We start from the raw sequence: 11,064 nt of genomic DNA on the forward strand, positions 1-11,064 counted from the left end.
ATTTTTAGACGCAGCTATTTGCACGATTTTGTGTTGACAACGCTTGCCAATTTAGGTATTCTTAAACCAATCAAATTGGAGGTTTGTTAATATGAATTTTGCACGCACATATGCTAATGTATGTTGCTGTGGATCGCGCCTTATGCGACCCACTAGTTGGCGTGCCTAAATTTAAACATTAATAGGCCACAATTAAATCGGGATATAATCGTATGAGGCGCTGATTCTAATGATAGAATCAGTGCCTTTTTCTATTCAAATGTGTTTATCAGATTAGAGTATCTTGATAACTACAGTCCCACAGGAAGGAAGAGCAGGATGTTAGTAAACAGCGTTTATGAATTAATCGGGCATACGCCATTGTTGCAATTAAACATTGATGTCCCTAACGGTAGTCATATTTATGCCAAATTAGAAATGCAAAATCCGGGCGGCAGTGTTAAAGACCGTTTAGGCATGGCACTAATTGAGTATGGTATTGAAATTGGAGCCATTAAAAAAAATACCACAGTTATTGAACCTACCGCTGGTAATACTGGGATTGGGGTTGCCTTAGCTGCACAAAAGTATCATTTGCCAGTTAAATTAGTAGTTCCTGAAAAGTTTAGTTTTGAAAAACAGACCTTGATGAGAGCTTTGGGGGCTGAAATTATTAATACACCTTCTGCACAAGGCATCAAGGGAGCAATTCAAAAAGCAAAAGAATTGGCTGAAGGAATTGAAAATTCATACGTCCCACTGCAATTCGAGAATCCTGCTAATCCAGCTGTTTACCAACGTACACTGGGTCCTGAAATCTTAGCTGACTTACATAATCAGTCAATTGATGCATTTGTTGCTGGAGCTGGTAGCGGTGGTACATTTGCAGGAACTGCTAAAGCACTGCAAGCAGCCTATCCTGATATTCAAAACATTGTGGTCGAACCAGACGGATCGATTTTAAATGGTGGAGCGCCACATTCCCACAAGACAGAGGGTATTGGAGTTGAATTTATTCCACCATTCTTTGATAATTTAAAGATAACAGAAACCAAAACGATTAGTGATGAGGATGCATTTTACTATGTTAAGTGGTTAACGCAAAATGAAGGCTTGTTTGTTGGTAGTTCAAGTGGAGCAGCATTGGCAGCCAGTTTACAGATGGCCGAACAATTACCACAAAAATCAACAATTGTCACTATTTTTCCAGATTCAAGTGAACGATATTTAAGTGAAGGAATTTACAACTAAACAGGAGGAATTAATAATGAAATTCAATACTAAATTAATCCATGCAGGAATTAGCGAAGATCAATCAACTGGGGCAGTTTCGATGCCAATTTATCGTGCATCAACGTATCATCAAAAAAAGGTTGGTGGTAATCCAGACTGGGAGTATTCCCGCAGTGGTAATCCTACTCGAGCTGCAGTTGAAAAATTAATTGCTGATTTGGAACAAGGTGTCGCTGGATTTGCATTTGCATCTGGTTCAGCAGCAATTCATACTGTTTTCTCACTATTTTCTGCTGGGGACCACGTTATCGTTGGTAACGACGTCTACGGTGGTACTTTTAGGTTAATTAATCAAGTTTTAAAACGTTTTGGCCTTACATTTACGACTGTTGATATGCAGGATTTGTCGCAAGTAGAAGCAGCAATTAAAGACAATACAGTTGCTGTATATTTTGAAACACCCACTAATCCGTTACTTAAAATTGCTGACATTAATGCGGTGGCCTCCTTAGCTAAACAACATGGATTAAAAACAATTGTGGATAATACCTTTGCGACACCGTATAACCAAAATCCATTAGTACTTGGAGCTGATATTGTTGTTCACTCAGCAACCAAGTATTTGGGCGGCCACAGTGATTTAGTCGCCGGATTGGCAGTGACGAATGATGAAAAATTAGCGGAACAAATTGGCTTTTTGCAAAATTCAATCGGTAGCGTCTTAGGGCCAGATGATAGTTGGCTGTTGCAACGAGGAATTAAAACCTTAGGTGCACGGATGCGGGTGCATCATGAGAATGCCGCTGCAATTGTTGACGTATTAAAAAATGATGCCCATGTTGCTAAAGTTTATTATCCTGGTGACCCCGATTTTGCAGGTTATGAAGTAGCCAAGAAACAAATGAATCATTTTGGGGCAATGATTTCATTTGAGTTACAGTCAGGATTGGATCCAAAGCAATTTGTAGAACAATTACAGATTATTGACTTGGCTGAAAGTTTAGGCGGCATTGAAAGCTTGATTGAAATTCCTGCAGTCATGACACATGGTGCAATTCCCCGTGATATTCGGTTGGCAAGTGGTATTAAAGATGAACTAATCCGTTTATCAGTTGGAATTGAAGATCAAGAGGACTTAGTAGAAGACATCCAGCAAAGTTTAGCAAAACTATAATCAAAAAAAGGAGCCTAATAATGTTTTCTGCAGCCAAATACATTCAACAAAGTGATCCAGCTGCCAAAAGTATGTGGGAAGTTATTTTCACTTACTCCGGGTTTCATGCACTGGCATTTTATAGATTAAGTCATCACTTGTATCAAAAAAAGCATTATTTTTTGGCTGCACTAGTTGCACACTTGGGTAAACAAGTTACGCATGTTGAAATCCATCCAGGAGCAACCATTGGAAAATATGTGTTTATTGATCATGGAACTGGTGTTGTTATTGGAGAAACCGCAATTGTGGGTGATTTTGTTACCATTTTGCATGGAGTTACGTTAGGTTCTCGACATATTAGTGAAGGGCCGCGGCACCCCCAGGTTGGTAATCATGCTTTTATTGGTGCTAATGCAATGTTATTGGGGCATGTTAATATTGGTGCCAATGCAAAGGTTGGTGCAGGAAGTGTGGTTTTGCATGATGTGCCACCATATGCAACTGTAGTTGGTAATCCTGGTCGGATTATCAATCAGCAAGTTAAGTTAACTGTTCACAGTAATCATGGTTAAAAGTCTTTTTAAAATGTATAATAGCCATTGAATCAATTAAGAGGTGGACAGAATGAAGCAAACAACAAAAAAACATTTAAAGGTAATTCGACGGGCTAGTGAAGCTGTAGGACTAGGTGTTATTGCTAGTTCAGCTTTAGTCTATAAAATGGCTACTGGTTTTAGTGAAAAACAAAAATTAAATGGCCAAAAAGAAGCGATTGAACAAAATCATCCAACTGATAACGAGTGGTATGAACGGTTATCCAAGGAAGAATGGCAAATAACGACTACGGATGGACTTAAGCTGTTTGGTAGCTTTGTACAAAATCCAGCAGCAACCGGAAAAGTTGTTATTTTGGCGCACGGATTACATCATTCTCGTGAACAAGTTCGACCATATGCACGTTTGTTTTACCAACTGGGCTATAGCCTGTTGATGCCTGATGCTCGGGCTCATGGTAAAAGTGAAGGTAATGTGATTGGATTAGGATGGTTAGATCGACAAGATTATCAGCAGTGGATTGAAGAAGTGCTAGTAAAACAAGATGCGAATGCTAAAATTGTTTTGTTTGGAATCAGCATGGGAGCTACCACAGTGATGGCGGTAAGTGGTGAAAAGTTGCCTAAAAACGTGGTTGCGATTGTTGAAGACAGTGGTTACAGCAATGTTTTCGATGAAGGCAAGTACCGACTAGGTCATAAATACCATTTCCCAACAGTTCCGATGGTGGCAATTGCTAGTCGAATTTCAAAGATTCGTGATGGATATGCATTTGAAGATGGCGATATTTTACGCCAGATTCAGCAAAATCATTTACCAATTTTAATGATCCATGGTGCTCGCGATCAAACTGTACCGGTAAAAAATGCATTTCAACTTTATCATAAAGCCAACCAACCTAAGAAATTGTATATAGAACCAGATGCTGGTCATATTGAAACAATTTATGTTAACCCACAAAAGTATCAACGTGTTTTGACTGATTTCTTGGCACAGGTGTAACAGGTCTAGAAATTAAACTCGTAGTAGATAAAATCTATAGCAGAACTTCTGTTATAGATTTTTTTAGTTATGGATAATCATTTTTTTGGTTGTTATTTGCGGGATACTCTAGTAAACTACTAAATAGTAATTGTTACAATTTAGGAGAAGACAAACTTTATGGTAGGTAAAAAAAAGATAATTTGGTCGTTATTACTAACGATAATTTTGGTGGGGTTGGCTGGCTGTAATGACAGATCTGTTACAACACAAAAGCCGATTAGAGTAGTTAGCAGTATCGATTTTTATGGTGAAGTGGCACAACAAGTAGCTGGCAAATATGGGCAAGTTAGTTCTGTCATTCATAGCTCGTCAGTTGATCCCCATGATTTTGAACCGACTACTAGCAATGCTAAATCAGTTGCTAATGCTAACGTTGTTATCCAAAATGGTGCCGGGTATGACACATGGATGAACAAATTAGTTAATGCAAGTGACCAAAAGATTGCCCACATTCAAGTTAGTGAAGATCTGTTGAATAAAAAAGATGGCAGTAATGAACACGTGTGGTATGAACCTAATACGATGCCCAAGCTTGCCCGCAAATTAGCAAATCAGTTTAGTAAGCTTGATCCCAGTCACGCTAAGTACTATCAAAAAAACGCCACTAAATACGTCCAATCTTTAGCACCTATCAACAAGTTGACCAATGAATTGAAACAAAATGTTGACAAGAATAACGAGCTAGTTGATGTTAGTGAACCGGTATTTAATTACGCACTTACTAATTTGGGTTACCACGTTAACAACCAGCATTTTGCAAAATCAATTGAAGATGGCAATGATCCATCGCCAGCTGATATTGGCAAAATGCAAGCGGATATCAAAGAGCATAAAATCGCATTTTTAGTGGTCAATGTCCAAGAAAGTGATCATGTCATTACGAATATGGTTAAGCTTGCCCGTAAATACAACGTGCCAGTTTTAAAAGTAGCAGAGTCATTGCCAAAGGGGTTGAATTACAAACAGTGGATGATAAAACAGTATCAGCAATTAAAACAAATTCAACAGGGGATGTAACTATTAACAAAATTCTGACAATCAAACATCTGACCCTCGCCTACGGTGATAAACGAGTCATTCAAGATTTGAATTTTGACTTAACCAAGGGTTCATTCACGGTTATTTTGGGTGAAAATGGTGTCGGTAAAACGACATTGATCAGGGCACTTTTAGGCCAGCTAAAGCCACAAACTGGAACCATTGAATTTGAAAATGAACAACAGACAGTGAAATTAGGCTACGTCCCCCAATTTAGGAATGTTGATGAAGAATACCCATTGACGATCCGTGAATTTGTAGCACTAAACTTATATCATGGTTTAACACCGTGGCTGAAGAGACAAGAACGGGGCCGTGTTGATTGGGCGATTAAACAAACTAATTTAACTCAAATTGAAAATAGGCCCTTAGGACAAGCATCTGGTGGTGAAAAGCAGCGAGCTTATTTAGCACAAGCTTTGATTGAACGGCCTAATTTACTCATATTGGATGAATCAACTGCAAGCTTAGACGTGGGAATGAAATATGAGCTGCTAGAGTTGGTCAGAAGATTACAAGCAGAGCAGACGTTAAGTGTGCTCTTTGTAACACACGACTTACCGCTCGCCAAACAATTTGCGGATCATTTTTTGTTAATGGAGCACGATCATTATCAAACTGGTAAAATTGAAGATTTAAAAATAACTAAGGCAGGTGAGGGGCATGTTTAGTTTTGATTTTATGCGGCATGCGTTTGTGGCCGGCACATTTATTGCAATCATCTGTGGTGTAATTGGTGTCTTCGTGATAGCACGTAGCATGTCTTTTTTGACCCACACCTTGTCAGAAATTGGATTTGCGGGGGCTGCTTTTGGCGTTTTTGCTGGCTGGCCGGCAATTAATGGAATGCTGCTGTTTACGATTATTAGCTCGATGATTGTTGGACAGATGAGTGTGAAAGAGGAGCGCAGAGAATCTGCAATCACGGCAGTTTCAGCACTTTTTATTGGGTTAGGAATTCTATTTTTATCGTTATCTAATCAAAATGCGAGTTCTGCTACTAGCATTTTATTTGGTAGTGTGATCGGTATTAGTCAATCTGAGGTATGGCAAATCGTAGGCCTATCGATCGTTGTCTTATTAGTTATTTTGGTTAGTTATCGTTCCTTAAAGTTTGATTCCTTTGATTCTGTGGGGGCGAGAGTGAATGGAGTGAAAGTTAATTTAGTATCAATCATCTTTCTGGTGGTATTAGCGCTTAGTGTTAGCGTCGCTGCACAAATTGTGGGTTCGCTGTTAATTTTTATTCTGTTGACATTGCCAGCCGCAAGTGCAAAATATTTTGTCCACAGTGTGGCCAAGATGATGACCTTATCAATCGGATTTGCGATTTTGGGAACTTGGTGTGGCTTATATTTGGGCTATTTAACAAACTGGCCAGTGAGCTTTTTCATCGCAAGTATAGAAGTATTAATATATTGTGTTGCCTTGTTATATGCTAGAAAAGCATAGTAACGGGCTTTTTTATTTTGTCGCAGTTAAGATTATGCAAAAATAGGTTCTTTGGCAGCGACAAGTATTAGATGTCTTCACCAGAGCAGACACCTAGAGCTAAGTTCATAATAACAATCAAGTAATCAAAGCCCGATTTCTCAATTGTTATTATGAACTTAGCTTACGGTATCTGAACGCTCTGGTTCACACTTTTTTCATTAATTTGGTTCATAATTGACTAAAACACGAACTATTATGGTATCATTTTTAGAGATTAGAAAATAACGATGAAGAGGTAACGGCGATGAAAGTCAGACGAAGCGACCGACTGGTTGATATGACCAGATACCTATTGGAACGACCACGGACACTCATATCTTTAAAATTTTTTGCACAGCGCTACGATTCTGCTAAGTCTTCAATTAGTGAAGACCTTAGTATTTTAAAACGAACCTTTCAAGACCGCGGCACAGGTATTTTAGAAACAGTTCCTGGGGCAACTGGTGGTGCTCGGTTTATTCCATATATTCTCCGCGAAGAGGCCCAAGAATTTATTAATCAGGTAGTTGAAGAAGTTAATGATGAAAGCCGACTATTACCGGGAGGATACGTTTATCTATCGGATCTGCTAAGTCGTCCCGATATCTTACGACAAGTGGGACGTTTGATAGCAACCCAATACCTGAATCAGCATGTTGATGTGGTGATGACAGTTGCAACAAAAGGAATCCCAATTGCACAAAGTGTTGCAACATTCTTGAACGTTCCGTTTGTTATTGTTAGGAATGACTCACATATTACAGAAGGTTCAACTGTTAGCGTTAACTATGTTTCAGGCTCTTCGAAACGGATCGAGAAAATGGAATTATCGCGTCGAAGCTTAAAGCAAGGAGCGCATGTATTGGTGGTTGATGATTTTATGAAGGGTGGCGGGACATTGAACGGAATGGCCTCACTTATTCAAGAATTTGATGCTAAATTAGTTGGTTTGACGGTTTTTGCTGAGGGAGAATTCACTGGAAAACGATTAGTTAGTAACTATACTTCACTGATTAAGGTTAATGCGGTAAATCCGAACGACAAAACAATCGGTGCCCAACCAGGTAATTATTTAACGACGGTTTTTGGTACAGAAATGGGGAATAAATAAATGGCAACGCGGAATACAATTATTTTAGCAGCTGGTAAAGGCACACGGATGAAATCTAAACTGTATAAGGTATTACATCAGGTGTGCGGTAAGGCAATGGTTGACCATGTGCTGACTCAAATCGAAAAAAACAAAATGGATAACGTGGTAACCGTTGTCGGATATGGTGCTCAAAATGTTGAAGATGCTTTGGGCGATCGCACTAAATATGTTTTACAAAAACAACAACTAGGCACCGGACATGCCGTACTCCAAACTGAAGAATTATTAGGCAATTTAGATGGCGAAACGCTCATTGTTAGTGGTGATACACCGCTATTTACAGCAGAAACGTTTGCGCATTTACTTGAATATCATGAAGCTAAACATGCTGCTGCTACCGTGTTAACTTCAGTAGCTCCTGATCCAACCGGTTACGGCCGAATTGTCCGTAACGATATCGGAATTGTTGAAAAAATTGTTGAACAAAAAGATGCAACTGCAAAAGAGGCCACTATTGCGGAAATTAATACCGGTGTCTACTGTTTTGACAACCGCACTTTATTTGATGCATTGCATCTAATTACAAATGATAACGCGCAGGGTGAATATTATTTAACCGATGTAATTGGCATTTTAAAACAACGTGGTGATATCGTGGCTGCTTATCAAATGGATAGTTTTGATGAATCAATGGGTGTCAATGATCGCATTGCATTAGCTAAGGCAAACCAGGTGATGCGTGATCGGATCAATACACATTTAATGCAAAATGGGGTTACTTTAATTGATCCTGCAAGCACGTATATTGATGCTGATGTTAAGATTGGTACGGATACTGTTATCGAGGGCGGTGTGTCCATTAAAGGCAACACCACAATAGGGTCAGATTGTTTTATTGGTGCTCATTCAGAAATTCAAGATTCTGTATTACATGATTCCGTCAAAGTATTAGCATCATTTATCGAAAAATCAGAGATGCACACAGGGAGCGATATTGGTCCTTATAGTCATTTACGTCCTGAAGCAGAGATTGGAGAACAGGCCCATCTTGGTAATTTTGTGGAAGTTAAAAAGTCTGTGATCGGTAATGGAACTAAAGTTGGGCATTTGACGTATGTTGGGGATGCTACGCTTGGTGAAAATATCAATGTTGGTTGTGGGGTTGTTTTCGTCAATTATGACGGGACTGCTAAACATCACACTAATGTGGGCGATCATGCATTTATTGGTAGCAATTCAAACTTGATTGCGCCACTAGAAATTGCGGCAGATTCATTTGTTGCTGCTGGCTCGACAATTACGGATAGTACTGAAAAATTTGATATGGCAATTGCGCGAGCACGACAAGTTAATAAGCCGGGATATGCTAAAAAATTACCGTGGTAAAAGTGGCAATAAACTTGCAATTTCTAAGTTAAATCAATATTATTAAATTATAGATTAAATTACCGGAGGCCCTAATGGAACAACAATATTTTGATCCCAAATTGAAAATTTTCGCGCTTAACTCAAATCGGCCTTTAGCACAAAAAATTGCTGACACAGTTGGGGTTGAATTAGGTAAACTTTCTGTTGATCGATTTAGCGATGGCGAAATTAGAATCAATATTGAGGAAAGTATTCGTGGTGACAACGTATATGTCATTCAGTCAACATCTGCACCTGTAAACGATAATTTGATGGAATTACTGATTATGATTGATGCTCTTCGTCGAGCCAGTGCTAATACCATCAACGTGGTAATTCCATATTATGGGTATGCACGACAAGACCGTAAAGCCCGTTCCAGAGAACCGATTACAGCGAAGTTAGTTGCCAATATGCTTGAAAAAGCAGGAGCTTCTAGAATTGTGGCCTTGGATCTACATGCGGCTCAGATTCAGGGATTTTTTGATATTCCGCTTGATCATTTGATGGGAGCACCATTGCTAGCTGATTATTTCATCAATCATGGTATCTCAGAAAATGCAGTGGTCGTTTCACCAGACCATGGTGGTGTTACTAGAGCACGTGCTTTGGCCGAGTTCTTGAAAGCTCCGATTGCAATCATTGATAAACGACGGCCAAAAGCAAATGTTGCTGAAGTCATGAATATTATCGGAAATGTGGCCGGTAAACGTTGTATTTTAATTGATGATATGATTGACACAGCTGGGACGATAACACTTGGATCGCAGGCTTTGATCGATGCTGGTGCTACGGAAGTGTATGCTTCTTGTACTCATCCTGTTTTATCAGATCCTGCGATTGAACGTTTAGAAAAATCACCGATTAAGCAAATTATAGTAACGGACTCAATTAATTTACCTGCAGAGAAACGAATTGATAAATTGGTACAAGTTTCTGTTGGACCGTTGATGGGAGCTGCTATTAAACGAATTAATGAAAATCGACCTGTCAGTCCACTATTTAAAAATCGGTTTAGAGCGGACGATAAATGGTAATAATTTCGGTTATATAATATTTTTTTCGTTATTTAAAGATAAAAACGCTCACTACACTTTTTTAAATGCGGTGAGCGTTTTTGGACTTATAAAGTTGATAGGGAAAATCTAACACAAATTTTTTTAATTTGTAAAGCAATTCTTAAATATTACAATAATATTACAAAAATTGTGTTGAAAACGGTTGTTCATCAATGGAACATGCTATAATTAGTTATGTTAAGGGAGGAGAGGTAACAGATGAAAAAAACAACGATCCTTAAACAAATGTTAATGGGGACTTTAACGGTAGTTTCAGTTGGTGTACTCGCTGGTTGTGGCAATAGCAGTACGACTCAAGATACAAGCTCAAGTAATTCATCTTCTGCTAAAGTTAGCCCAGCTACTAAAGCATATCAGGCAGCTAATAAGCTCATTGAAGCAGGAAAATATCAGCAAGCATTAGATAAATTACAGGCGACATCACAACCAACAAGTAAGATCAAAGGCTTGATTGCCAATTTAAAAACGTTAATTCAGGCAAAAGAAGACTACAACAATAAAAATTATGAAGATGCGCAAACTGGCGTTGATACATTAAATGATAACGCAGATTCGTCTAGTCGTGAATTAAAACAAGAAGTTTCTAGTTTGGCAAAGAAAGTAAAGCAAGCGCAGGATACTCAAAGCACTAGCTCTACGCAAAATACTAGTTCAAATACGACTGCTACAGCATCTAGTTCCAGTGTCGCAGCTAATAGTGATCAATCAAACAGTATCGTTTCTAGCTTTGCTAAAGCAGCTGGCTATTATGGTAAGTCTGGCTATATGTTCAATGTTACTGGACAAACTGGATCAGTTTATACGATTGAAGTACGACAAAATAACGACGCTGGTGATGTTGCCAATTTGATTGGTATTTATCAATATAACCCAACCACGGGTTCAGTTAATAAAACATTTTAATCATTTAGAATATTAAAATCGAAGCATTGCACTAGGCCCTGTCAAGTTGACAGATGAAATAATAAAAAATTGAATCTGTTTCTAAGCGGCTTCATTCCAGTATT

Annotated in this window: 11 protein-coding genes; all 11 read left to right on the forward strand. The window is 38.7% G+C overall.

The genetic code is table 11. The features are described from left to right. The first annotated feature begins 318 nt into the window (after window positions 1–318). The 11 genes from FFM51_RS05885 (at window position 319) to FFM51_RS05935 (ending at window position 10,960) form a co-directional block, all read left to right on the forward strand. The gene (locus FFM51_RS05885) at window positions 319–1,230 is read left to right on the forward strand and encodes a PLP-dependent cysteine synthase family protein (protein ID WP_137597713.1); all 912 of its coding nucleotides are present in this window, start codon (window positions 319–321) and stop codon (window positions 1,228–1,230) included. A 16-nt stretch (window positions 1,231–1,246) separates the two neighbouring features. Then, window positions 1,247–2,386 (forward strand): trans-sulfuration enzyme family protein, encoded by a 1,140-nt coding sequence (locus tag FFM51_RS05890; protein WP_137597714.1) that lies wholly within the window; start codon window positions 1,247–1,249, stop codon window positions 2,384–2,386. A 20-nt stretch (window positions 2,387–2,406) separates the two neighbouring features. After that, a complete protein-coding gene (cysE, locus tag FFM51_RS05895; RefSeq protein WP_137597715.1) occupies window positions 2,407–2,940 on the forward strand; it encodes a serine O-acetyltransferase in 534 nt (177 codons plus the stop codon). A 52-nt stretch (window positions 2,941–2,992) separates the two neighbouring features. Further along, on the forward strand, window positions 2,993–3,925 hold the full coding sequence (locus FFM51_RS05900; RefSeq protein ID WP_137597716.1) for an alpha/beta hydrolase: 933 nt from the start codon (window positions 2,993–2,995) through the stop codon (window positions 3,923–3,925). 159 nt (window positions 3,926–4,084) lie between these two features. Further along, complete coding sequence (locus tag FFM51_RS05905; RefSeq protein ID WP_137597717.1) at window positions 4,085–4,984, forward strand: metal ABC transporter solute-binding protein, Zn/Mn family; 900 nt, start codon at window positions 4,085–4,087, stop codon at window positions 4,982–4,984. A gap of 11 nt (window positions 4,985–4,995) precedes the next feature. Beyond that, complete coding sequence (locus FFM51_RS05910) at window positions 4,996–5,676, forward strand: metal ABC transporter ATP-binding protein (protein WP_307722381.1); 681 nt, start codon at window positions 4,996–4,998, stop codon at window positions 5,674–5,676. Beyond that, complete coding sequence (locus tag FFM51_RS05915) at window positions 5,669–6,457, forward strand: metal ABC transporter permease (RefSeq protein ID WP_137597718.1); 789 nt, start codon at window positions 5,669–5,671, stop codon at window positions 6,455–6,457. Before FFM51_RS05910 ends, FFM51_RS05915 begins: the two co-directional genes overlap by 8 nt. Window positions 6,458–6,743: 286 nt before the next feature. Next, window positions 6,744–7,589 carry a pur operon repressor gene (gene purR, locus FFM51_RS05920; protein ID WP_137597719.1) on the forward strand — a complete coding sequence of 282 codons (846 nt, stop codon included), beginning with the start codon at window positions 6,744–6,746 and terminating at the stop codon, window positions 7,587–7,589. Next, complete coding sequence (gene glmU, locus FFM51_RS05925) at window positions 7,590–8,957, forward strand: bifunctional UDP-N-acetylglucosamine diphosphorylase/glucosamine-1-phosphate N-acetyltransferase GlmU (RefSeq protein ID WP_137597720.1); 1,368 nt, start codon at window positions 7,590–7,592, stop codon at window positions 8,955–8,957. It abuts the gene before it with no gap. 74 nt (window positions 8,958–9,031) lie between these two features. Then, window positions 9,032–10,015, forward strand: a complete 984-nt coding sequence (locus tag FFM51_RS05930; protein ID WP_137597721.1) for a ribose-phosphate diphosphokinase — start codon at window positions 9,032–9,034, stop codon at window positions 10,013–10,015. Between the two features lie 240 nt (window positions 10,016–10,255). Continuing rightward, window positions 10,256–10,960, forward strand: coding sequence for a hypothetical protein (locus FFM51_RS05935; RefSeq protein WP_137597722.1), 705 nt, complete (start codon window positions 10,256–10,258; stop codon window positions 10,958–10,960). Window positions 10,961–11,064: the final 104 nt, after the last annotated feature.

The sequence above is a fragment of the Paucilactobacillus kaifaensis genome (assembly GCF_005405145.1).
GTDB classification, from domain to species: domain Bacteria; phylum Bacillota; class Bacilli; order Lactobacillales; family Lactobacillaceae; genus Paucilactobacillus; species Paucilactobacillus kaifaensis.

Bases quoted from the DNA above. Each gene is read 5' to 3' on its own strand.
- FFM51_RS05885 (WP_137597713.1), top strand. From the start codon at position 319: ATGTTAGTAAACAGCGTTTATGAATTAATCGGGCATACGCCATTGTTG.
- FFM51_RS05890 (WP_137597714.1), top strand. From the start codon at position 1,247: ATGAAATTCAATACTAAATTAATCCATGCAGGAATTAGCGAAGATCAA.
- cysE (WP_137597715.1), top strand. From the start codon at position 2,407: ATGTTTTCTGCAGCCAAATACATTCAACAAAGTGATCCAGCTGCCAAA.
- FFM51_RS05900 (WP_137597716.1), top strand. From the start codon at position 2,993: ATGAAGCAAACAACAAAAAAACATTTAAAGGTAATTCGACGGGCTAGT.
- FFM51_RS05905 (WP_137597717.1), top strand. From the start codon at position 4,085: ATGGTAGGTAAAAAAAAGATAATTTGGTCGTTATTACTAACGATAATT.
- FFM51_RS05915 (WP_137597718.1), top strand. From the start codon at position 5,669: ATGTTTAGTTTTGATTTTATGCGGCATGCGTTTGTGGCCGGCACATTT.
- purR (WP_137597719.1), top strand. From the start codon at position 6,744: ATGAAAGTCAGACGAAGCGACCGACTGGTTGATATGACCAGATACCTA.
- glmU (WP_137597720.1), top strand. From the start codon at position 7,590: ATGGCAACGCGGAATACAATTATTTTAGCAGCTGGTAAAGGCACACGG.
- FFM51_RS05930 (WP_137597721.1), top strand. From the start codon at position 9,032: ATGGAACAACAATATTTTGATCCCAAATTGAAAATTTTCGCGCTTAAC.
- FFM51_RS05935 (WP_137597722.1), top strand. From the start codon at position 10,256: ATGAAAAAAACAACGATCCTTAAACAAATGTTAATGGGGACTTTAACG.